This is a genomic window from Shinella sp. WSD5-1 (assembly GCF_963942435.1).
Classification (GTDB): domain Bacteria; phylum Pseudomonadota; class Alphaproteobacteria; order Rhizobiales; family Rhizobiaceae; genus Shinella; species Shinella yambaruensis.
The window spans coordinates 107,831-128,349 of the sequence record NZ_OZ012602.1 but is presented as its reverse complement, the minus strand read 5'-3'; the positions used below and the strand labels follow the sequence as shown (position 1 = coordinate 128,349).

The 20,519-nt window shown below is 57.5% G+C and carries 18 protein-coding genes and 5 pseudogenes; 10 read left to right on the top strand and 13 right to left on the bottom strand.

All coding sequences use genetic code 11. From position 1 onward, the window contains the following. Window positions 1–124: 124 nt before the first annotated feature. The 9 genes and pseudogenes from AABQ55_RS33830 to AABQ55_RS33790 all read right to left on the bottom strand — a co-directional run bounded on the left by AABQ55_RS33830 (window position 125) and on the right by AABQ55_RS33790 (window position 9,187). Complete coding sequence (locus AABQ55_RS33830; RefSeq protein WP_272791958.1) at window positions 125–409, bottom strand: YMGG-like glycine zipper-containing protein; 285 nt, start codon at window positions 407–409, stop codon at window positions 125–127. Window positions 410–722: 313 nt separating this feature from the next. Continuing rightward, window positions 723–1,867: pseudogene (locus AABQ55_RS33825) on the bottom strand (alpha-hydroxy acid oxidase). 68 nt (window positions 1,868–1,935) lie between these two features. Next, window positions 1,936–2,664 (bottom strand): hypothetical protein, encoded by a 729-nt coding sequence (locus tag AABQ55_RS33820; RefSeq protein ID WP_272791957.1) that lies wholly within the window; start codon window positions 2,662–2,664, stop codon window positions 1,936–1,938. Between the two features lie 66 nt (window positions 2,665–2,730). Then, the gene (locus AABQ55_RS33815; RefSeq protein WP_272791956.1) at window positions 2,731–3,609 is read right to left on the bottom strand and encodes an ABC transporter permease; all 879 of its coding nucleotides are present in this window, start codon (window positions 3,607–3,609) and stop codon (window positions 2,731–2,733) included. After that, window positions 3,606–4,541 (bottom strand): ABC transporter permease, encoded by a 936-nt coding sequence (locus AABQ55_RS33810; protein WP_272791955.1) that lies wholly within the window; start codon window positions 4,539–4,541, stop codon window positions 3,606–3,608. Before AABQ55_RS33810 ends, AABQ55_RS33815 begins: the two co-directional genes overlap by 4 nt. Beyond that, window positions 4,534–5,541, bottom strand: coding sequence for an ABC transporter ATP-binding protein (locus tag AABQ55_RS33805; RefSeq protein WP_272809232.1), 1,008 nt, complete (start codon window positions 5,539–5,541; stop codon window positions 4,534–4,536). Before AABQ55_RS33805 ends, AABQ55_RS33810 begins: the two co-directional genes overlap by 8 nt. Beyond that, window positions 5,534–6,610: an ABC transporter ATP-binding protein gene (locus AABQ55_RS33800; RefSeq protein ID WP_272809231.1), complete on the bottom strand. Its 1,077-nt coding sequence runs from the start codon at window positions 6,608–6,610 to the stop codon at window positions 5,534–5,536. Before AABQ55_RS33800 ends, AABQ55_RS33805 begins: the two co-directional genes overlap by 8 nt. Next, the gene (locus AABQ55_RS33795) at window positions 6,607–8,166 is read right to left on the bottom strand and encodes an ABC transporter substrate-binding protein (RefSeq protein WP_272809230.1); all 1,560 of its coding nucleotides are present in this window, start codon (window positions 8,164–8,166) and stop codon (window positions 6,607–6,609) included. The genes AABQ55_RS33800 and AABQ55_RS33795 overlap by 4 nt, the downstream gene beginning before the upstream one ends. A 97-nt stretch (window positions 8,167–8,263) precedes the next feature. After that, window positions 8,264–9,187, bottom strand: a complete 924-nt coding sequence (locus tag AABQ55_RS33790) for a LysR substrate-binding domain-containing protein (protein ID WP_272809229.1) — start codon at window positions 9,185–9,187, stop codon at window positions 8,264–8,266. 337 nt (window positions 9,188–9,524) lie between these two features. On the opposite strand from AABQ55_RS33790, the gene AABQ55_RS33785 reads away from it, so the two are divergent. From AABQ55_RS33785 to AABQ55_RS33750, 8 genes and pseudogenes are all read left to right on the top strand, one after another. Further along, a complete protein-coding gene (locus AABQ55_RS33785; RefSeq protein WP_272809240.1) occupies window positions 9,525–10,823 on the top strand; it encodes a chorismate-binding protein in 1,299 nt (432 codons plus the stop codon). Window positions 10,824–10,827: 4 nt separating this feature from the next. Continuing rightward, a complete protein-coding gene (locus tag AABQ55_RS33780; protein WP_272809228.1) occupies window positions 10,828–11,748 on the top strand; it encodes an aldo/keto reductase in 921 nt (306 codons plus the stop codon). Next, complete coding sequence (locus AABQ55_RS33775; protein ID WP_272809227.1) at window positions 11,738–12,592, top strand: alpha/beta fold hydrolase; 855 nt, start codon at window positions 11,738–11,740, stop codon at window positions 12,590–12,592. Before AABQ55_RS33780 ends, AABQ55_RS33775 begins: the two co-directional genes overlap by 11 nt. A 60-nt stretch (window positions 12,593–12,652) precedes the next feature. Next, window positions 12,653–13,276 (top strand): nuclear transport factor 2 family protein, encoded by a 624-nt coding sequence (locus AABQ55_RS33770; RefSeq protein ID WP_272809226.1) that lies wholly within the window; start codon window positions 12,653–12,655, stop codon window positions 13,274–13,276. A 7-nt stretch (window positions 13,277–13,283) separates the two neighbouring features. Beyond that, on the top strand, window positions 13,284–14,357 hold the full coding sequence (locus AABQ55_RS33765) for a maleylacetate reductase (protein WP_272809225.1): 1,074 nt from the start codon (window positions 13,284–13,286) through the stop codon (window positions 14,355–14,357). A 12-nt stretch (window positions 14,358–14,369) separates the two neighbouring features. Beyond that, window positions 14,370–15,215 carry an intradiol ring-cleavage dioxygenase gene (locus AABQ55_RS33760; RefSeq protein WP_272809224.1) on the top strand — a complete coding sequence of 282 codons (846 nt, stop codon included), beginning with the start codon at window positions 14,370–14,372 and terminating at the stop codon, window positions 15,213–15,215. A 206-nt stretch (window positions 15,216–15,421) separates the two neighbouring features. Then, a pseudogene (locus tag AABQ55_RS33755) lies at window positions 15,422–15,897 on the top strand (Hsp20 family protein). Window positions 15,898–15,993: 96 nt separating this feature from the next. Beyond that, window positions 15,994–16,107 (top strand): annotated as a pseudogene (locus AABQ55_RS33750) (Hsp20/alpha crystallin family protein); the annotation flags it as partial. A gap of 75 nt (window positions 16,108–16,182) precedes the next feature. On the opposite strand, the gene AABQ55_RS33745 reads toward AABQ55_RS33750, so the two are convergent. From AABQ55_RS33745 to tnpA, 4 genes are read right to left on the bottom strand one after another with little or no spacing between them, the layout of a single operon-like run. Further along, window positions 16,183–16,767: a plasmid pRiA4b ORF-3 family protein gene (locus tag AABQ55_RS33745; protein ID WP_050747119.1), complete on the bottom strand. Its 585-nt coding sequence runs from the start codon at window positions 16,765–16,767 to the stop codon at window positions 16,183–16,185. A gap of 2 nt (window positions 16,768–16,769) precedes the next feature. Then, window positions 16,770–18,422 carry an IS66 family transposase gene (gene tnpC / locus AABQ55_RS33740; protein WP_272791937.1) on the bottom strand — a complete coding sequence of 551 codons (1,653 nt, stop codon included), beginning with the start codon at window positions 18,420–18,422 and terminating at the stop codon, window positions 16,770–16,772. 47 nt (window positions 18,423–18,469) lie between these two features. Beyond that, a complete protein-coding gene (gene tnpB, locus AABQ55_RS33735) occupies window positions 18,470–18,814 on the bottom strand; it encodes an IS66 family insertion sequence element accessory protein TnpB (RefSeq protein WP_050747117.1) in 345 nt (114 codons plus the stop codon). Beyond that, window positions 18,811–19,227, bottom strand: a complete 417-nt coding sequence (gene tnpA / locus AABQ55_RS33730) for an IS66-like element accessory protein TnpA (RefSeq protein WP_272791938.1) — start codon at window positions 19,225–19,227, stop codon at window positions 18,811–18,813. The genes tnpB and tnpA overlap by 4 nt, the downstream gene beginning before the upstream one ends. A gap of 59 nt (window positions 19,228–19,286) precedes the next feature. Here tnpA and AABQ55_RS33725 point away from each other — a divergent pair. Next, a pseudogene (locus tag AABQ55_RS33725) lies at window positions 19,287–19,691 on the top strand (Hsp20/alpha crystallin family protein); the annotation flags it as partial. 73 nt (window positions 19,692–19,764) lie between these two features. Next, window positions 19,765–20,517 (top strand): annotated as a pseudogene (locus AABQ55_RS37845) (NADH dehydrogenase ubiquinone Fe-S protein 4). The last annotated feature ends 2 nt before the right edge of the window (window positions 20,518–20,519 follow it).

Genomic DNA, 20,519 nt, shown 5'->3' with positions numbered 1-20,519 from the left:
TTCGAACACCGTGACCGTGTGGACGCCGGATCAACTGGCAGTCGGCGGTTCAGATACGGACACCGGGACGCCTGAATCTGCCCGGTATCCTAATGCCTTCCGCATATTGCCAATACCGGAAGCTCTATCGGCAGCGACCGTATTGATCCCGGTATCTGCAGCCGTAGTTACGCCGGTCGTGCTGTTCCCAGCGATCGCGGCGGCTCCTTTCATTACGTTCACTGATGTTGCCTACCACGGCCCCTCCCGCGCCACCGGCGGCGGCTCCCACCGCAGCGCCTTCCCAAGTGCCGCTTGCCAACCCACCAATGATAGCGCCGCTCGCCGCACCGATGCCGGCGCCCTTTTCCGTCTGGCTGCACGCTGTCAGCGTCAAACAAACGAGTACGCCTGAAATGATCTTCTTCATACCTGTCCTCTCGATTGATTGCCCCTCCGGCCGCCAGTCGACCGTTGAGAAGCACTAAGGCGGATGCGTATGGCCACCGAAGATTACGTGGAAGTTACGCAGAACCGTCGGTATCGACATCGGTCGAAAGCGCAAATTCGTTCAGGATGCGCGTATTCGCGATCAGTAATTCTCAGGTAGTTTTGTCCGCCTAGCGTTCGTGGACAAAGGTTGATTGGGGAATCGGTTTTTTTGATTCTTTGTTTAGTCAATCTGGTTTGTTTGCTACACTTGGGATAGCCGTCGCATATCCTTGATGTGCTCTGAACTCAAATCACCTAAAGCAAAGGTTGGCTCGGGTTAGCTGGTCGATCGACGAGCAGCCCATCAGCCTCATGCCTCGATCGAGCTCCGCTTGCATCAGCGTCAACGCCCGTTTAACCCCGGCCTGGCCGGCGCTGGCGAGCTGGAAGAGGTAGTAGCGGCCGAGGCCAACTGCTTTGGCGCCAAGCGATAGGGCCTTCAGTACATGCGTGCCACGCTGCACGCCGCCATCGATCATCACGTCGATCTTGTCGCCGACCGCGTCGACGACTTCGGCCAGTTGGTCGAAGCCGCTGCGCGACCCATCGAGCTGGCGGCCGCCGTGGTTGGACAGCACAATGCCGGTGCAGCCGATATCGATGGCGCGCTTGGCATCCTCGACGGTCATGATGCCCTTGAGGCAGAACTGGCCGCCCAGGTCTCTACCATCTCGGCGCCATCGTCCCAGTTCATGGCAGGATCGAGCATCTCGGTGAAATAGCGGCTGATCGACATGGTGCCACTGCCCATGTCGACATGGCTGTCGAGTTGCGGCAGCTTGAATTTCTCATGCGTGAAGAAGTTGAGCGCCCAGCCCGGCTTGACGGCGAATTGCGCGACGCCGGCGAGATTGAGCCGCAACGGGATTGAGAAACCGGTGCGCTTGTCGCGCTCGCGGTTGCCGCCGGTGATGCTGTCGACCGTCAGCATCATCACCTGCACGCCGGCTTCCTTGGCGCGCGCCATCATCTCGCGGTTGAGGCCGCGGTCCTTGTGGAAGTAGAACTGGTAGACCTGCGGCGCGCCGCTGATCCGCCGCGCTTCCTCGAGGCTGACGGTACCGAGCGAGGAGACGCCGAACATCGTGCCGTACTTGCCCGCCGCCCGCGCCACTGCGCGCTCGCCCTCGTGATGAAAGAGACGCTGCAGTGCCGTTGGCGAGCAATAGACCGGCATCGCCAGCCGCTGGCCCATGACCGTAACCGACATGTCGACATTGCTGACGCCACGCAGAACGCTCGGCAGCAGATCACAGCTTTCGAACGAGGACGTGTTGCGCCGGTAGGTCACCTCGTCATCCGCCGCGCCATCGATATAATTGAAGATCGGGCCGGGCAGGCGGCGCTTCGCGAGGCGGCGGAAGTCGTGGAAGTTATGGCAGTCCGTAAGGCGCATGTTCGGGACCAACATTTCGACTTAACAGGCGTCTACTGCGTAAGTCATATTCGCGGAAATTAGAGCGTTCAGGCGCTCCAACCTGCAGTAACCTTAAAGTTTGATTTGCTCATCGGAACGATGTGCTCAAGCGATTTTACGTTGAGAGCGTAGACCAGGCCGTAAAAGGAGGCCCGGACATCCTCGTGGACAATGCCGCAGTCAGCGAAAAAGGGAAGCAACCGATTAAGTTCGACTTCGGCCGATTGGGCGTCGTAGCTCTCCAGTAACACAGCACCAGTCAACGGCGGTAGAACGTCATCCCCTCCGATGGTAAACGGCACTGGGGGAATATCAGGGCTTTCCACAATGAGATGTGTGGCCACAAAAGGTCCCGCGTCTTTCACAACATGCTCAATCAGGGCCTCGCATTGTTTGGCGGAGCCTTCAAAATCGCGACCAAGAGGCAGAGTTACGAGGGTACTTCCCATACCGCCGCCAAAGCTAACGATACGGTTACAGCATTTTCTGAGAAACCCACGAAACGATGGTCTCATCGAGCTTGACCATTCAGTGGGGTTTTCGAGAAGTTTCAGATAGGGTTGGCTCTCAAGGACAGATAGGTTATCGACTTCGTAGAGCGTCAAATATTCAGGTAATTCACCAGAAGTTCGAACGTAGCGCCGCGCGCTTCGCATCCCGGGTACGCTCAGCCTTTCAGGCACATGTTCACGGCTGTGCCACATATTGTATTCCTCACTGCGGCTCGCATCCGCACCATTCCAGAGCGCAAGAATGCCCTCACCCTCGAAGTCCATTGGGGTTCTCCTGATTGGGATATTGTTTTCGCCGCGGCACTACTGAATTCCGCGAGTAGATGCGGTCTACCGATCTGTACGGCGATCCAGGGCATCGCGCATGGCATCACCGAGCAAGTTGAAAGCCATGACCGTTAAAAAGATTGCCAAGCCGGGGAAAAAGCTCATCCACCAGGAGTGCCAATTCTGCATGCCTATCGATACCATTCCGCCCCAACTCGGTGTGGGCGGTTGAACGCCAAGACCGAGGAAGCTGAGTGAAGCTTCGGTCATCAGTGCCAAGGAAGCTGCGATAGACATGTAAACAAGCACAGGACCGGTGGCATTGGGCAATACGTGTCGCAGGATAATTTTCGTTGTGGAAAGACCAAGTACCTCGACCGCGCGCACGTAGTCCATATCCCGGATAGTGAGTACTTCACCGCGCACAAGACGCGCAAAGTGAGGTACCTTTGCGATCCCAATGGCAATGATCGCGTTTGTCAGACTTGGTCCCAGTATGGCTATGATTGCAAGAGCCATCACAATGAGAGGAAAGGCAAGCAGGGCATCCATCGAACGCATGATGATCTTTTCAGTCACTCCTCCGATCCATCCTGCGAACAGCCCTATGATGGAACCGATGGACGCCGAGATGAAAGTGGCGACAATGACTACAACGAGAGAGGTTTGTGCGCCGACCATAACCCTGCTCAGTATGTCGCGCCCAATCTCATCAGTTCCAAACGGGTGGTCCCAACTCGGTGGCGTCATAATTGTCATATAGTCGACGGCTGTCGGGGAATAGGGAGTTATCCACTGCGCAAGCGCGGCGATCACAATGAGGATCCCGACAAGCCCGCCGCCGACCTTGCCCGGCCAGGAAGATAATACCTTGCCAAGGATGCCCGGGGCGGTGGTGGCTTGCTCCTGCACTTGATTTGTATCAGCTAATGCTGCCATCATTTGATCCTCGGATTGACAAGCCGGTAGCAAATATCGGTTACAAAATTCGTCGCAACGACGGCGACGACGATGACAACGAGCACTCCCTGAACGACAGGGAAATCGCGCTGAAAAATGCCTTCTACAATCGTCCGCCCGAGGCCAGGCAGGCCGAAAACAGACTCGGTTACAATGGCACCCCCAACCAATGTTCCCATTTGCAGGCCGACCACAGTGATGATTGGAATAAGAGCGTTTCTCAGTGCATGATGGAGAATGATCCGCAAGGGCGACGTGCCTTTCGACTTTGCCGTGCGGATATAGTCAGCTGTAAGAACCTCCAGCATTGACGCACGTGTTTGTCGCATCAATGTCGCTGCGAAAGCCACGGCGATCGTGAGCGATGGAAGGGCCATAAGGCGGAGATTTTCGAGCGGATTTTCGAGAAACGGCACATAGCCCGATGGAGGCACCCATTGCAGATTGAGCGAAAACATCATGATCAAGAGCAATCCGAGCCAGAAGAAGGGTATAGCCATGCCGCTCAAGGCAAGAATGTTAGTAATCCCGTCGATCAGGCCATTACGATAGACAGCCGCCAATATTCCAGCAGGTATGCCGAACAGCATGGCCAAGGTCGTTCCCAGTACCGCTAGTTCTACGGTTACCGGTATACGGCGCATAAGGATATTGGTTACAGGCTCTCCGCTTCGCAAAGAAGTGCCCAAATCTCCCGCCAGAGCGCTGCCTAGCCACTTGACGTAGCGGATAGGCACGGGGTCGTTTAGTCCCATGGTTTCACGGACAGCTGCCAGTTGTTCGGGGGTCGCATCCAGCCCCAGACGAGAGACAGCCGCGTCGCCGGGCAGCAGACTGGTCAAGAGAAAGGCGACAACACTCACGATCAATACGACCGGCAATGTCTGAATCAAAAGGTCCGCAATTTTACGCATCGGTATGACCCTCCGCCTTCATTCGGGATGCATAGATTTCTTGGCGCAGGCAGGCGGAGGCATGGCCATGTCCTGCATTCACTTCCGTCAACACAGGCTGCTTTTCGAGACACTGGGTTGTGACATGTGGACAGCGCGGTGCGAAAACGCAGCCCTGGGTCGGCTGTGTCTTCTCTGAGGACTGCACTTCATACAGCTCCTCTTCTTCATCTAGGGGATGATCTAGCGACGGAATGGCCGAAAGCAACGCCTCCGTGTAGGGATGGCGTGGCTGCGTGAAAATGTCTTGGGTCTTGCCAATTTCGACCAGTCGACCCAGATACAGTACAGCTACTCTGTCGGCTACATAACGCACGACCCCTAGATCATGCGAAATGAATAGCATCGTCAGCCCGAGCTTTTCCCGCAAACCTTGCAGCAAGGTGATGATTTGCGCCTGAATGGAAACGTCGAGTGCTGAAACGGCCTCGTCGGCCACCACGATTTCGGGTTCCATGGCAAGCGCTCTCGCGATGCCGATACGCTGTTTCTGTCCCCCCGACATTTGATGGGGGTAACGGTCCACGAATTCCGGACGCAAACCGATAAGATTCATCATCTCGAAAAGTCGCGCCTCTATAGCGGCTCGATTGTCATGGCGATGACGAAGAAATAGCGCTTCGCGCAGCGCATCGCCCACCGTCATCCGGGGGTTGAGAGATGAGCTTGGGTCCTGGAAAATCATCTGTACTGCGTTGCGCGTGGGACGCAGCTGTCGTCGCGACAATTGCGCAATATCGCGCTTCTCAAGACATATCTGGCCATGGTCAGGTCGAACGAGTCGGACGATGCATTGTCCGATGGTCGACTTTCCCGATCCGGATTCTCCAACCAGACCCAAGGTTTCGCCTTTCAGAAGGTCGAAACTCACATCGGTGACGGCACGAACAGGTTCGCCCCCGCGATTTCGGGCCGGAAACACTTTGGTCAATGAGCGGACTTCGAGAAGCGGATCAGACATGACGCACCTCCGCTGTGGCGGCGATCTGTTGCCAGCGCACGCAACGTACCTGTTGAATTTCCGACACCGACTCGAGTTTGGGCTCGATGCCATCGCAAACCCCCTCGACATGCTGACTGCATCGCGGATGAAACCTGCAGCCTGGGGGAGGGCTTGCGGGACTGGGCACGATACCCGGAATGGGTGTCAGTGGCGCCGGTGTTCCGTCTGCCGAAACTCGGGGTGCGGATCCCAACAGTCCCTGCGTATAGGGATGCTGCGGAGCTTGCAGAACGGTCTGCACCGGACCCGTCTCTACAACTCGTCCCGAATACATCACTACGACGTCGTCAGCAATTTGGCCTACTACGCCTAGGTCGTGGGTAATGAAGATCATCGCCATTCCAAGCGATCGCTGCAAGCGCCTAAGCAGGCGCAGGATTTGCGCCTGTATGGTCACGTCCAGCGCAGTCGTGGGTTCATCGGCGATCAGCAGGTTTGGCCGCCGCATCAACGCCGATGCGATCATGATACGCTGCCGCATGCCTCCTGACAGCTCATGCGGGTATGTTCGCAGCCGGCGCTCAGCGTCGGGGATGCCAACAAAGCGCAGCATCTCAAGGGCCTGCCGCCTAGCCTCCAACTGCGATATCTTCTGATGATTGTGCAAGACTTCGACCAACTGATCCTCTATGTGGAGGACGGGGTTCAGGGCGGTCATTGGCTCTTGGAATATCATGGAAATTTCCTCCCCCCTGAGGGATCGAAGTTCCTTTTCTTGGAGCTGCAGAAGATCAACGATCCTACCGTCCTTTGTTCGATAGGCTGCGTGGCCGCGAGTGGTGGCTAGCTTTCCCAAGAGGCCGAGCAGTGCCAGACTCGTTACGGATTTCCCCGATCCCGATTCTCCGACGACGGCAAGCGTTCGACCAGCATTGACCGCAAACGACACGCCTTCCACGATCGAGAAGCCCTTACCTCCAGAACTGAATCCTACTTCGAGCGCATCGACCGTCAGGATCGGACCCTGATTCCCCCCAGGCGCAACCGTCCGAGAGGCATCTGCATTTGGCTTGACATTCGAATTCATGGCGCGAGATACGCGCCGCTGAGAAGCCAAAGGCCATTGGGCTCAAACGTTATCCCATACAGCTTGGGATTACTGATGTAATTGACGCTGCGCATCATTAGGAAACTGTAGCAGGCCTGATCGATCAAAATCGTCTGAATTTTGTTGTAAATTGCTTTGCGTTCAGCGCGGTCGACGGCCTGCGCAGCTTCTATCGAAAGCTGCTTGAGATCCTCGTTATCGATATTGGCCCAGTTGAGCGCTCCGCGGCCGAGTACCGAATTGACGACTTGATCCGGATCCACGAATGGGATTGACCAACGGCCGATGCCGATCTGGTAGTTTTTGTCGAGCACTGCCTGTACCCATGCCTGACGTTCAAGTACCTGGATATCGAGCGTTATGCCAACTTGAGCCAACATCGCTTGAACCATCTGCGATATTTGAACATCAGGGTCACGCTGAATCACATTCATCGTCGCTTTGATGTTCGGTCCGAGACCGGATTTTTCAATCTCGGCGCGCGCATAATCAAGATCGAAGACGTGCGGAGCGGGCGTTGCGTTATAGGCCCATTCCGTCTCGGCAAACATGACGGGGGGGGTATTTCCCATGCCCAAAGCGACAGCTTGTAGCAGACCTTTCCTATCGATAGCCGCCGTCACGGCGCGACGAACATGGATGTTATTGAAAGGTTCGGCTTGATTGTTGAAGGCAAGCCAAGACTGGATGCCGCCTGGAGGTGAGAGCAGCTTGACGCGGGAATCGCTTTGCAGCTGAAGCGCATCGCGAGATGTAATGGCGTCCGCAAGATCAAGATTGCCGCCCTGAAGTTCGATAACCTTGGTGGCGTTGTTGGAGATAAAACGCATGCGGATCCCGTCGAGATAGGGCAATGCTTTCCCGTCGTCGCCGATCTTCCAGTATCGGTCGAAACGCTGTGCCTCCACATATTCTCCCTGCACCCAGCGCACGAATTTGAAAGGGCCAGTGCCGACAGGATTGCGCTGTACGTCGTCACCCTGCTCTCGGATGGCCTTTGGCGACATCATCATCGCCGGCTCGGTGCCTAGCGCCGCCAGGATTGCTCCAGAGGGACGCTTCAGGTTGAGGCGGATCGTAAATTCATCAAGCACGTCGACACTCTCGACGTCGGCGAAATCGCTGACATGGGGAGCAACGACTTTCCCGCTGATTGCATAGTCGATGTTGAATTTGGCCGCTTCGGCATTGAACGGCTCGCCGTCGTGAAAGACCACGTCGTTCCGCAATGTCAGCGTGATCGCCGTGTTGTCATCACCATAGGCCCAGTCGGTCGCTAAAGCAGGTTTTACGGTGCCGTCTTCCGCAATGGCGAGAAGTGCGTCAAAAAGCTGGTTAAAAAGAAATTTGTCCGTCGTCGACGCGTTGCCGAACAAGGGGTGGAGGCTGACGGGTTCCGCATCCATCGACGCCACGATCGAGCCGCCGCGTGCGATCGCCGGCACATTCTGGGCGCGCACCAGCCCGGGCATTGCTGCTGTCAGCGCGCACAAACTTGCGCCGGCTACCAAAAAGTCTCTTCTCGAAATTGGCATGCAAATCCTCCCAAATCTTTTGCCAACACTTCTTGCGAGTATGGCCAGCCACTTGGAAATTGCCAACGAGAAAGGAAAATTGAGCTATTTAGAAACTTTATGGAAATGCGAGATCGTGTGTTCCGAGACGTTGAATCATGAAATTATAGAATTCGATAACCGGCCGCGCTGTCGGACCAGATGCCCGTTCTACTGCAAATACGCATTCGGGAAGGCTAGCGGCGGCGTCCTTCCCGAGAACGCAAAGTGTGTCCCCGGCGAGATTCAGCCGGGACGATACGCAGATGGTGACCGCAAGGCCCGCCGCAACGGCGGATATCGTAGCGTCGAGGCTGTGACTCTCATATACCATTCGCCAATTCCGTCCGAGCTGTCCGAGGCTCTCGATCATAATCTCACGCAACAGACTCTCCTTGGGCATGAGCGCAACGGGAACCGGGTCTTTTCTCCATATGTGCTGATCTGGTGCTTCGACCCAATGCAAGGTTTCGCGGGAGAGGATCTGACCGCGGCAGTCCGTCTCCCTATAGAAATTGAAGATCAGGTCGAAACGGTTTCCGAGGCCCTCGGCCAGCGTTGATTGTCCTCCCGTAGTCAGGATCAATTGGACGTCCGGGTACATCGCACTGAATTCAACAAGGAGCGGCGGCAATACATTTGATGCGTAGAAATTGTTGGAGCCGATGCGGATTTGTCCGCGCATGGCGCCCTCGTCGACGGAGGCCAATGCTTCCCGATTGAGCGCCACCAGCCGACGCGCATATTCGACAAACGCTAACCCATTCTGACTGAGCACAACGTGATTTCTCGGAAATTCAAAGAGCTGCGTGTTCAGAGATTCTTCAAGACGCCGGATTTGCAGGCTTACCGCTGACTGCGTGCGATGAAGGAATTTGGCCGCTGACGTGTAACTTCCGCAATCGACGACGGCGAGGAAAGCAGTAAGCAGTGCATTGTCCAGCATTGGCTGGCGTAGCCCTGCGGCGATCAAGGCTTGATTGTCAATTTGGTCCTTTCGCATGTCTCCTCCACTTCGGTTTATCGCCCAGAAGCTGGGCCCAACCTCCAATAAGAATATACTCTATCGCTCTCCGCGGAACACTTACCAGCACCCCGACCGTCATAGCCGCTGTCCAATGAAGGCGACCGAGGGAGTGACGCGAATCGCTGCCGGTCCATAAAGATTCACAATATCGACTATGCTGAAAACTCATAGGATTTTCAGCCGTTTACCAGATATATGAGCTGTCGTGTCAAAGCAATGGAGCGGCGGACACCGCCACCGAGATAGCATTAAGATGCGCTCGGACGCATCCGTTTGACATGGATTGGCCTATGAGGAGGGAGCTGTGGTCGCCATGGATATTCAAGAAGTAAATCACGTTTCCGACGATATCATTTCGAGATTGCTCGGACTCCAACCGGATTTCGTTTTTGAGCGTCTGAACCCTCGCACCAGGGATCCGGTTCAAACCTTTGTTGGGTTTGGCGGCAGGAAGGATGAACTGTGGAAGGAGGATCAAAAGACTGTCTTTTCGCAGTTGCGCAAGCGCCTCGCAAGCAACAACGCCAACTCGGATATGGGGCCTCCCGGGGCATCCGGGGGTGTCTTGGCAATTCTCGGCTATGAGTTGCTATCTGGGGTTTCCCCAAATCATGGCGAGCGCGAAACGCCTGCGGCAATTCTGCTCGAGCCGGACCTGCTTGTGACCTTGGACCATGCAGCTGATCGTGCTTTTTTGGCGCGCGGCATAAATGCCGCGAGCGAACTATATGACGACGTTTTGGCCGCTTTTGCCAACCCAGTTGCCCCCTTCGAAGCGGCGGACGAAGCAGTCGTCGGAAGCACCTCATGGAGCGCACAGATTTCAGAAGTTGCTTTTTGCGAGATCGCACGGCAAGCGATCGCGCAAATGGGAAAAGGCAAGCCCGTAGAAGGCGCTGTCCTTTCGGTACGCCTGCGCTCACCTGACCGATGCGACGCCCTAAAGGCTTATAAACGCCTTCGTAGAATCAATCCCTCGACCTACATGTTCATCGCCAGAACCACTTCAGTCGAAGCTTGGGGCGCCACTTCCTTGGGACTGGTGCAGATGTCGAATGGCCATTTCTTGGCCGAGACCGACGGCGCGACCCATCCATACGAGGCCGGGGATTTTGTGTGGACGCCTTCCCCCAAGGAAATTGATGAATATGACGTGGTGGTTTCTGCTCTCAAGGATGCCTTGACGCCACTGGCGGACAATAGTGGCGCAAGATTTGTCTCGCAGATGGAAGAGCGGCGGTTTTTCAATCTGGCGCATCTGTTTGCGTCCATGGAAGGTCGATTGGCTGAAGGCCGCGACGGGCTGGACTTGGTCGCAGCCCTGTCCCCTCATGGCGCCGCGGTTGGATACAAGCGTCAGCCAGCTCTCGAATTGATCGCCAAATCGGAACCGACCGCGAGGGACTTCTTCGCTGGAACGATCGGTTTCTTTGGTTATGACGGGTCGGTCGACAGTGCCGCCGTGACGCGCTCGATGTGGCAAACGGACAAGGGAATGACGGTGCATGCTGGCGCAAAAGTCGTGCCCGCCTCTCTACCAGAGGAAGAGTATCGAGAATGTGTCCTAAAGACGCTTGCGCTGCGCAAGTGCGTCGGGGGGAGGTATGAGTAGGAAAATGTCTGCCTTTCCGGTGCTTCCGCCGCTTGGGATAGGGTGCGGAACGATTGCCTTGTCGTCTTCTCAGGAGAGTTTTCGGGACCTCGTGCATTACGCGGTCGAGCGGGAGTCATGCTATCTCGATACCGCTCCACTTTATGCGAAAGGTCAAAGCGAGCCGCGCTTGGGCGAAATTCTGCGTGACATACCGCGCTCGCGATATGTCGTTTCGACTAAGACGGGCCGTTATCCGGCGCCCGAGAGCGTTGGCAATGCGACGCCGATACCCTCTTTCTTCGACTATAGCCACACCGGCACGCTCGCATCTCTTCGCCGCAGCCTCGGCTATCTGGGCTGTGGTCATATCGATATCGTTTTCATCCACGACCTTGACAGAAAACATCATGGGGATGGTTATCCCGCTTTGCGTGATCAGGCTCTCAAAGGCGCCTTGCCGGCACTTCGCGAGGCACAGGAAGCTGGAATGATCGGTCATGTGGGCATTGCTTCAATGGAGTGGGAAGCTTGCCTGGATCTGGTGGAGCATGCGGATTTCGAAGCAGTCATGATTGCCGGTGCCGTCACGCTACTTGACCGGTACAGTGCACCGCTCATTGACCACTGCGTCAGAGCCGAGATCGACGTGATCGCCGCATCGCCGTTCAATTCGGGCATCCTGGCCACCGGCGCCATTGACGGGGCGGTCTATAATTTTCATACGGCACCACCGGAGATCCTCAATCGGGTCAGATCCATGGACGCGGCCTGCCGCCGCTTCGGTGTGCCGCTGGTCGCGGCTGCCCTGCAATATCCGGGCCGTCAGCCCGTCATCCGGTCTCTTGTGGCCGGCCACGCCTCGCGCGAACAATATGTGCAAAACCGGCACCTGATGTCCATTGCGATTCCGGACGCACTTTGGGATGAACTCGATGCACTCTGAAACCTCTTTTGTCATCCCGAAAATGGAATATACGCGTATTGGCGTAACATCGGACGTTACGCTTGCGGTTAGCGTGGGGCCGGCACCGGGCAAATATGGCATTGTGTACATCCACGGCATTCTGCAAGCGGCGCTGAGCTGGAAGTATCAACTTGGCTCGCCCAAGCTGGCGCAATGGACATCCGTGGCTTTCGACCTGCGTGGACACGGCTTCTCCTCGAAGCCGCAGGAGCCCCGGAACTATAATTCCGGCGATTCATGGAGCAGCGATCTCAAAGCAGTGCTCGACTGGAGCGGGCTGGAGAGGGTGATACTGGTCGGCTGGTCGTTTGGTGGGCGGATCATGCTCGACTACCTGGAACGCAACGAAAATGATAAACGCATCGCCGGGCTTGTGTTTATCGATGCCAACACCAAGTCCGCGCCGGGTCATGTCAGCCAGGAATGTCTTGACGTGCTGATCCGCGCAAAATCTGCAAACATGGCGGACAACATCGCTGCGCGCGCCAAGTTCGTAGACATGTGTTTCGAGAGGTCACCATCTGAGGCCGATCTGGCTGAAATCCTAGCCTACAACAACATGATGCCGCCTCAGGCGCTGGAAGCGACAATGGGTCGAGCTATGGACCACGATGGGCTTATGCGCAGGCTCAGGCACCCCACGGTAGTCATTCATGGGCAAAACGATCGGCTAAGTCTTGTTGCCAGCGGCCGCCATACTGCATCGACCATCCCGGACGCGCGGTTACGGGTGCTGGAAGGGATCGGTCACACGCCTCAAGTCGAGGCGAGCGACGAGGTCAACGCCATACTCGCAGATTTCGCCGCCGAAATATTTGCATAGATGTTCCGGTTTGAAGCGATGAGCTTTGCCGAAGCGACCAAGCCAGCAAAGGAGAATAGAATGAACCTGTCCGAAGATCTTCTCGATCGTCTTGCCATCCGCGACCTGATTGAAAGTTGGGCAGTGTGGCGCGATGCCGGTGACTGGGCTCGTTTCCGTTCCGTTTGGCATGACGATGGCGTCATGCAGGCTACCTGGTTTCAGGGCGACGCGGATGAATTCATCCGCGTCAGCCGCGAAGGATTTGAAAAGGGTGTCAGCATCCTGCACTTCTTGGGGGGCAGTTCGATCGAACTTGAGGGCGTGCGAGCCATTGCTCAGACCAAAATGACCATTTCGCAGCGCGGGTCGGTGGATGGCGTGATCTGTGATGTGGTTTGCACGGGGCGCTTCTATGACTTCTTCGAAAAGCGGGACGGCAGATGGGGCGTCGTACTGCGCCAGCCGATCTACGAAAAGGACCGCATCGATCCGGTCGACCCTTCGGCTGAGCTAAATCTGGATGCGGATCTGCTGTCGCAATTCCCAGTCGGCTACCGGCATCTGGCATATATCCAAACTCGCATCGGCTATGTGGTCAAGAAAGACATGCCGGGCCTCGTGGGCCCAGAAGTCGACGCGCTCTACCGACGTGGCAAGGCTTGGCTTACTGACGCTATCATTCCCTCACAGACCTCGGCCTAAGTGTGCAATGGCAAATTTCACCCACCGCATGTTGCCCGCGACCATCCGGTTCGGCGCCGGTGCCAGGCATGAACTTGGACCCCTGCTTAAAATGCGGGGGCTTGGCCGCGCATTCTTTCTGACGACCCCGCAACAGGCCGCGCTTGGAACGTCGCTGGCTGATGAAATCGGAGCACTCTGCGTTGGGCTCTTCAGCGACGCACGTATGCATACGCCGGTTGATGTCACCGAAAGGGCACTGGCACTGGCGCTGTCACTAGATGCTGATTGCCTAGTGGCTATCGGCGGCGGCTCGACCACCGGGCTCGGCAAAGCACTCTCGGTGCGCTGTGGCTTGCCGCAGATCGCGATCCCCACCACCTATGCTGGCTCCGAAGTGACACCAATCCTGGGCGAGACCGAAAATATGCGCAAAGTTACGCGGCGGGACGACGCAATCCTGCCAGGTCTCGTTATCTACGATCCGGAACTTACATACTCCCTGCCGGCTGCCATAACGCTTGCCAGTGGTGTTAACGCGCTCGCTCATGCAGCCGAGGCGCTTTACGCGCCCGATTGCACGCCGATCTTGCGGCTAATGGCAGTTGAGGCGGTCGGCGCGATGACGCTTGCGTTGCCCATCATCCATACCGATCCGGCTAATGCGGAGGCACGGGCGCAGGCTCTTTATGCCGCCTGGCTGTGCGGTACCTGTCTCGGCGGCACGACTATGGGCCTGCACCACAAGATCTGTCATGTGCTTGGTGGCACATTTGATCTGCCCCATGCGCAGACTCACTGCATTATGCTGCCCCATGTATTGGCATATAATAGAGAGGCCGCGCCAGTCGCCTATGCCGATCTTGCGACGGCGATGAAAACCGAGCGGCCGGAATTGGCGCTTTACCACATGGTGCGGGCGCAAGGTGGACCGCTGGCGCTTTTGGCGCTCGGCTTGAAAGAAGAAGACCTTAAGGAGGTCTTTGCCCAGTTGCAGTCCTCACCCTATGCCAATCCGGCGCCGCTGAACGGGAAAAAGCTGGTCAGCATGCTCAGCGATGCGTTCGAAGGACGGGAACCGAGCATAATGGCCCGACCCTGAGAGGAAAGCGGGATGACGCGATATTTCGCTGAAGGAAACTCGATCAAAACGGTCAATGAACGCATGGGGTCTGAGGTGGATCCGCGGCTTGCAGCCGTCATGGCTGCACTGGTCAAGCATCTTCATGCATTTGCGAAGGAAGTTAACCTGACGCAGGACGAATGGGAATTGGGGATCGATTTCCTCACTCGGACAGGCAAGATTTGCAGCGCCGAACGGCAGGAATTCATCCTGCTTTCTGATACGTTGGGATTATCGATGCTGGTGGATGCCATCAACAACCGACGGCCCGAAGGCGCAACGGAAAACACCGTTTTTGGCCCATTCCACGTTGAGGGCGCGCCTATACGGCAAATGGGCGATACGATTAGTCTCGACCGTAAGGGAGAGAGCTGTCGCTATACCGGGAGGGTGCTCGACCTGCAGGGCAAGCCTATCGTCGGCGCACAGATCGATGTGTGGTGCGATAATGAAGATGGTTTCTACGATGTGCAGCAGCCCGAGATCCAGCCGAAATGGAACAATCGCGGCATTTTTATAACTGGGGCAGACGGGGTTTACGATTTTGTCGGCATCAAGCCGGTGTCTTATCCTATTCCTGATGACGGCCCGGTGGGCGAGATGCTCGGCGCACTCGGTCGCCATCCCTATCGACCAGCCCATATGCATTTTCTGGTTAAGGCGCCTGGGTGCCAGAAGCTGGTGACGCACACATTTGTCGGCGACGATCCCTATTTGGAAACCGACGCCGTATTCGGCGTGAAGAGATCGTTAGTGGCTTCTTTTGAAGCAAGCCAAAAGGCCGATACAGCTTGGCTGTCCCGCTTTGATTTTGTCCTGGCGGAGGAAGCGCAATAAGCCCGGTGTCTTAGGCACCGGAGTGCTTCAGTTCGCCACGGGCCAAGAAAATTTTTCATGCTGCTATTGAAAACCTCTTGAAGCCGCAACGTACTGAATTGAATGACTATTGTACGATCGCCCAATCGGGGATCGACAAGTCCAGGAGGCGCCCTGTGCTCTTGGCGTCTCCTTGTATCCATGTTGCTTGTAAGGAGGATATGGTTATGAGGACAAACCTCGATTTTTCTCCCCTTTTCCGGTCGAGCATCGGCTTCGACCGAATGTTGAACGCACTTGAAGCTGCAAGCCGTGTCGAATCGATCGACAACTGGCCGCCCTACGACATTATCAAGACCGGTGAGGACGACTACCGCATTGCCATGGCAGTGGCCGGCTTCACGCAGGACGAGCTGACGATTACCCAAGAGCAGAACATGCTCTTCGTCGCCGGGCAGAAGGCGAATGACGACAATCAGCAGTATCTGCATCGCGGGATCGCCGGCCGTTCATTCCAGCGTCGGTTCGAGCTTGCAGATCACGTCAAGGTCGTGGGTGCAGGGCTCGTCAATGGTCTGCTGACCGTCGATCTCAAGCGGAAATCCCTGAAGAGATGAAGCCTCGCCAGATCGCGATTTCGACCGACGTGGCACTGCCGAAGGTCGAGACGAAGCAGATCGAAGCGGACAAGCAGGCCGCCTGATTTTTCAAACGACGTTGTCTGCAATCAGGGCGCCGGGCCATTGCCCGGCGTCACGGGCGGATATTGTCCAATCAACAGATGAGAAGGAGAAAAATCATGAGTGTTCGTGATCTGATCCCCTGGGGCCGCAACAATGGCAACCAGGTTCCGACTGTCCTGCGCGACGACGACCGCGATCCCTTCCTGTCGCTTCATCGCGAAGTGAACCGTAAGCATCCGAGCAGCCACGCGGCATGAGCACGCGCGAGTTAGGCAAATCGGGCTATAGTGATGAGGTTGCTGCGGTTAGGCTTTCCGGCGTGATCGACGCGCCCATTTCGCAGCCAGGTTTTCCACGGCTCTGTTGAGATCAGCGAAGGCTGCATTGTTTGGGTCGAAGTCTTTGGCGCCCGACCATTCGACAAGTTCGGCGTGCCGTTCATGAGCGGGGTCGGCGAGCGCCTCGCGGAACTCCTGGTATCCCCACGGACCGCCAACGTCTTCAGGCGGGCAGCGCCCCGTTGCCTCGATCAGCATTGGATCTGCAAGCGCGACGACAGGGAACGTGCGCTCGATCTTGATGCTGTGCGTCCAGCCGTCGCCGAAGTCATAGTGGTATTTGAAGGATTTCGCACCGGTGTCCTGGATTGCCGACAGGAGCGAGATCTTGCGGGCATCGAGTGGACCATCCCCCCATTCCTGGTCGGGCAAACCAAAGCCAACGTCACGGATCTGGAATTCGTAGAGGTGGGTGTTGGTCCACCCCATCGCAGCCTGCAATACCTCATGCAGCCGGCTGAGCCGGATGCGCCACGGCACGACAATGCGCCGCATCACGGTCGGTTCGACATGATCAAGGGTGACCTTCAGACGGACGAGAGAAGAGGCCATCGTCAAGCTGCCAGCATGAGGGCGGAGTTTTTGCCCTGGCGTATCCGCTTCCACTCCCAGGGAAGCAGTTCCGGCAAACGCGAGGCCGGCAGGTCGGCGATGCGAGCAAGGACATCGGCGAGCCAAGCCTTCGGGTCTACGTCGTTCAGCCGTGCGGTCATGATCAGGGTGAGCATGATGGCAGCGCGATCTGCGCCGCGGTCGGAACCGGCGAAGAGCCAAGCCTTTCTTCCGCAAGCCACGCCGCGCAACGCTCTTTCCGCGCAATTGTTCGTCATGCAGATCCTGCCGTCGTCGGCATAGCGGGCAAAGTCAGCCCAGCGCGACAGCATATAGTCGATCGGTCCGGCCGCCGGCGATGAGCGTGATAGGCTGGCCCGCTCGGTGCGTAACCATTCCTCCATATCGCCAAGTAGCGGCTTGCTCTTCTCCTGCCGGACCGCAAGCCGCTCGGCCGCGCTCAGACCGTTGATGTCGCGCTCGATGGCAAACAGAGCATCGATGCGCTTCACCGCCTCGAGGGCTACCGGCGAGATCGGCTTGGTACCTTTGCCGCGCCGAGCATTGCGAGCGACATCGGCCAGTTCGAAGAACTTCCGCCGCGCATGGGCGAAGCAGAACGCGGGCGTTGCCGGCATCTGCCTCTTCGTCAGATCGAACAGCGGATTGAAGCCGTTGTAGCAATCCGCCTGAAGAATGCCGCTGAAGTCGGCCAGATGCCTTTGCGGGTGCTCGCCGCGCCGATTGCAGGAGGCGTAGAAGACCGCCGCCGGCGGCGCAGGGCCGGCGAATGGCTGATCGTCGCGCACGTAAACCCATATTCGCCCGGTCGTGCATTGGCCCTTGGCCAGGATTGGGATCGTCGTGTCGTCACCGTGAAGCCGCTCGGCCTGGAACACATGTGCCTCGATCAGATCAAATATCGGCTTGAGGGCGAAGGTAGCGTGACCGACCTGATCGGCCAGGGTCTGGGTCGACAGATCGATACCCTCACATTTGAACCGCGTGCTCTGGCGGTTCAGCGGGATGTGCTGCCCGAACTTGTCGAAGACGATCGTCGCCAGCAACTGAGGACCGATAAAGCCGCGCGGAGTGGCATGGAACGGTGCGGGAGCCTGACTGATCGCCTCGCAATCGCGGCAGGTAAACTTCTCGCGCACCGTCTCGATAACCTTGAAGCGGCGTGGGATCTCCTCCAACGTTTCAGTCACATCCTCGCCCAGCTTCGACAGCCGCGAGCCGCCACAGCAGGCGCATGCCGTCGGCGCTTCGACAACGATGCGTTCGCGCTCGACGTCTTCAGGCCACGGCTTGCGCACCGGACGCTTGCGGGCAAAGGCGCGTACGGACTGCGTTTTGGCCGCGGCCTCTTGGGCGCCCAGTTCATCCTCGGCGGCCGACGCCACGAGCTCTTCGAGCTGCAATTCCAACTGATCGATCAGCCGCTGCGTGCGCTCACGGCGCGGGCCGTGCTTCTCGCGCTCAAGTTTGCCAAGCAGCAATTGCAGATGTGCGTTTAGCGCCTCGATGCTCGATAGCCGGGCCTTTGCGTTGGCCGCTTCCGCCTCAGCTTGCAGTCGCGCAGCACGTTCGGCCAGCAGCGCCGCATGAGCACTTGCAAGGTCCGATGGCAGGGTAAGCGGCGGCAATGTCATAGCGACATTGAATCAGATTTCTCAACATTTTCAATGCAAGAATGCAGTCAGACCCGGCTGGGGCGCCAGGTCTCCTGCGGCGCGCGCCAGTCAATTCCTGACAGCAGATAGGAAAGCTGCGCCGTCGAGATCGGCACCGCGCCACCGTCGGCAGAAGGCCAGATGAACTTGCCTCGTTCCAATTTTTTCGTGAACAGGCAGGCCCCCTGGCCATCGTGCCAAACGACCTTGATCAGGTCACCGCGTTTACCCCTGAAGCAGAACAGATGACCGCCCAGCGGGTCGTGCTTCAGCACTTCCTGCACCCGTAACGCTAGCGACGGGAACCCACATCGCATATCCGTATAGCCCGTCGCCAGCCAAACCCGGACGCCTGTCGGGATCGGAATCATCGCAACGTCTCCAGCGCGCGCAGGATGCGCAGCAGCGCATCGACGTCGACCTCTCGATCGACAATGACACGTCGACCGTTCGTGCTCAGCACCTCCATGCGACCGCTACCCACTACCGAAGCCGATGCGGCCGAAACGGGAGCTGGCACGTCCGGTGTGATCACTGCGGGCACGAAGCCTTCGATCCGATTGCGGCAAAGGCTGCCGGACTGCGCCAACTGACGCCAACGGTACAATTGTGAGCGCGAAACCCCGTGCTTCTCTGCCGTCGCGGAGACCTGGCGACCATCGCCAGAAAAGCCTTCCTCGAGAATTTTGAACTTGGCCTCGGCGGTAAAGCGCCGCCGACGCCTTGTGTCGATGATTTCAAGCCGGCTCACCGGTGTCCGAAAACTGTCCTTATGCCTGTCCATAGCGACAAAACGACAGATTCATCTCAACCGCTCAAGGCGGCGCTCCTCGGATGCTTACAGTGAACCGACTGTTCGATGATGTTTTCCGCGGCTTCGGCTCGGGCCTGCCCACCTTCGGTAGCGGTTCTGCCTTCGGTACCGGCTGGCCGAGCGTTGAGATCTCCGACACCGACAAGGAGATCAAGGTGACGTCCGAAGTGCCAGGCCTTGACGAAAAGGACATCGAAGTCCTGCTCAACGACGGCGCGCTGACGCTGAAGGGCGAGAAGCGCTCAGAGAACGAGGACAGGGATCGTCAGTTCTCCGAGCGATACTATGGCCGCTTCGAGCGCCGCATCCCGCTCGGCGTTGAGATCGCGGAAGACAAGGTCGACGCGCATTTCAAGAATGGCGTGCTGACAGTGATCCTGCCCAAGACCGAGAAGGCGCAGTCGCAGGTCAAGCGCATCGCCATCAAGAGCTGATCGGTTCAACTAACCCTGGGGGCCGGCCTACTGGCGGCCGCCAGTATCCTTCGCCAACCGGGAGGGATGAAGAATGGAGACTGCAAGAGACACAAAACCAGAAATAGAAACCTCGACTGCCGCTGCCCGCGCCTTAAATGACAACCGGCGCAACCTTTCCTTCGGACGCTCGCCGTTTCCCGACGACGCGGTGGCGCGCATCTTCAAGCCGTCGCGTTCTGTGACCACCTCAGGGAATGCGCGAACAAAGGGCTGGCGGCTCGTTTTCGAGCGTCGCTCCGCGCCGTTTGTCGAACCCTTGATGGGCTATACCGGCGGCAGTGACACACTTGCGCAGGTGGAACTCGAATTCCCCACACTGTAATCCGCCATCCGCTATGCCAGGCGACAAGGGCTGACCTACGTCGTGGAACGGCCGGCAGACAAGGCTGTTGCCTCGGCCAAGAAGAGGAATGGTCGCCAATCGGCTCGCCCATCCCATGCCTTTGCTGATGCGACCTTGGATCGGCTGGGTCTTGCTCGACTTCAGGAAAGGTACGGGCAGGCCATGGATGGCGCGGCAGACCGCGACGATGCGTCCGGCCCGGCCAGCTGGTTCGCCCCGATGGACGTCGTTCGCGATCCGGCGCTATCGCTCGACGCGAAGCGTTCGATCCTGATGAACTGGGCCTGGACGGAATATCTGGCGGATCAGGCGACCAACGAAGGCATGCCGGAGAACGACCGGCCGTCGCGCCTTTACGAGGTCGAGCAGGCGATGCTCGCGCTTGGGCGAGGCGTTGAAAACGGGCCAGTTCATACAATGAACGATCGCCACGCCGCATGAGG

Coding starts and splice junctions, on each gene's coding strand:
- AABQ55_RS33830 (WP_272791958.1), bottom strand. CDS start 409: ATGAAGAAGATCATTTCAGGCGTACTCGTTTGTTTGACGCTGACAGCG.
- AABQ55_RS33820 (WP_272791957.1), bottom strand. CDS start 2,664: ATGGACTTCGAGGGTGAGGGCATTCTTGCGCTCTGGAATGGTGCGGAT.
- AABQ55_RS33815 (WP_272791956.1), bottom strand. CDS start 3,609: ATGATGGCAGCATTAGCTGATACAAATCAAGTGCAGGAGCAAGCCACC.
- AABQ55_RS33810 (WP_272791955.1), bottom strand. CDS start 4,541: ATGCGTAAAATTGCGGACCTTTTGATTCAGACATTGCCGGTCGTATTG.
- AABQ55_RS33805 (WP_272809232.1), bottom strand. CDS start 5,541: ATGTCTGATCCGCTTCTCGAAGTCCGCTCATTGACCAAAGTGTTTCCG.
- AABQ55_RS33800 (WP_272809231.1), bottom strand. CDS start 6,610: ATGAATTCGAATGTCAAGCCAAATGCAGATGCCTCTCGGACGGTTGCG.
- AABQ55_RS33795 (WP_272809230.1), bottom strand. CDS start 8,166: ATGCCAATTTCGAGAAGAGACTTTTTGGTAGCCGGCGCAAGTTTGTGC.
- AABQ55_RS33790 (WP_272809229.1), bottom strand. CDS start 9,187: ATGCGAAAGGACCAAATTGACAATCAAGCCTTGATCGCCGCAGGGCTA.
- AABQ55_RS33785 (WP_272809240.1), top strand. CDS start 9,525: ATGGATATTCAAGAAGTAAATCACGTTTCCGACGATATCATTTCGAGA.
- AABQ55_RS33780 (WP_272809228.1), top strand. CDS start 10,828: ATGTCTGCCTTTCCGGTGCTTCCGCCGCTTGGGATAGGGTGCGGAACG.
- AABQ55_RS33775 (WP_272809227.1), top strand. CDS start 11,738: ATGCACTCTGAAACCTCTTTTGTCATCCCGAAAATGGAATATACGCGT.
- AABQ55_RS33770 (WP_272809226.1), top strand. CDS start 12,653: ATGAACCTGTCCGAAGATCTTCTCGATCGTCTTGCCATCCGCGACCTG.
- AABQ55_RS33765 (WP_272809225.1), top strand. CDS start 13,284: ATGGCAAATTTCACCCACCGCATGTTGCCCGCGACCATCCGGTTCGGC.
- AABQ55_RS33760 (WP_272809224.1), top strand. CDS start 14,370: ATGACGCGATATTTCGCTGAAGGAAACTCGATCAAAACGGTCAATGAA.
- AABQ55_RS33745 (WP_050747119.1), bottom strand. CDS start 16,767: ATGGCCTCTTCTCTCGTCCGTCTGAAGGTCACCCTTGATCATGTCGAA.
- tnpC (WP_272791937.1), bottom strand. CDS start 18,422: ATGACATTGCCGCCGCTTACCCTGCCATCGGACCTTGCAAGTGCTCAT.
- tnpB (WP_050747117.1), bottom strand. CDS start 18,814: ATGATTCCGATCCCGACAGGCGTCCGGGTTTGGCTGGCGACGGGCTAT.
- tnpA (WP_272791938.1), bottom strand. CDS start 19,227: ATGGACAGGCATAAGGACAGTTTTCGGACACCGGTGAGCCGGCTTGAA.